Source organism: Paenibacillus sp. sgz302191 (assembly GCF_057749925.1).
Genome location: NZ_JBYLHY010000093.1, coordinates 1 through 980 on the forward strand (window position 1 = coordinate 1; position 980 = coordinate 980).

General features: G+C 46.4%; 1 pseudogene. It reads left to right on the forward strand.

Going from position 1 to position 980, the window contains the following annotated elements:
• Positions 1–631: 631 nt before the first annotated feature.
• A pseudogene (locus tag AC3G2T_RS38725) lies at positions 632–980 on the forward strand (hypothetical protein); the annotation flags it as partial.

Below are 980 nucleotides of genomic sequence, written 5' to 3' on the forward strand. Positions count from 1 at the left end.
ACTTGTGGAGGTCCTATTCTTTGCGACGATCAGGAGGAGAACAATCTAGCGATTTGAGCTGAATACGATTCCCTTGTCCGAGTTTTATAGATTTATATTACCCATGTGAAACTGCGAATAGCCAAAATAATTAGTTAATTATACGCCACAATGCGAGCTAGCCGCCGTGTTGTGGTTCTATTTTTATCCGCTGCTATATGCTAAAAAAATAATCATACAAGTGGCGGCTATTTCAAAAATACCCCACCCAGTACCGAATGAACCCATCATTAAAACAGTAACACTTCTAACCCATGTAATACCCGTATAAAGATTTCTCCATTTCGGCTGTACGCACATCAAATGCTTTAATTTTATAACCTAAATAATGCTATTCCGTTATATGGAACAGGTCGATTATGGTCAGATACCACCATGATTGACCTGTTTTTTGTTATCTTCGTTTTCTTGCGCTTTTTCAAAATTCTTCGCAATTGTAGAATAAGCCGCCCCGATAGAGAGGATGAAAAGGCAAAGCATCTTTTGGAGTAGTTAGCCCGACCATTCATATTATCAGGACTTATCTGCAAATTGTCCGCAACAATCTGATGAGATCCATGTCTATGAATACGACGGCCAGCGGGAAACGACGTTGTTCAAGGGCTTTGTGAGCGCAGTGAACATGACGCATGCCAACGGCATATACGGCATCGAACTGGAAGGGCTGTCCGGTTCGCATATGCTGGATGTCGCCAAGCGGCGGCGAACGTTCCAGGATGTGTCGATGGACTATCCGGCGCTCATCCGGGAGCTCTTGCAAGCCTATCCGCAGCAGGATGTGCTGTACAGCGTGGGCCAAGGCGCAGCGATCGGGGCGCCGGTGATCCAGTACGAGGAGACGGACTGGGAGCTGCTGAAGCGTCTGGCAAGCCAATTCCAAAGCGTCGTCGTCTGTGATATCTTGGAAGCAAGGCCCAAGCTGTTTTTTGGCATGCCGCAAG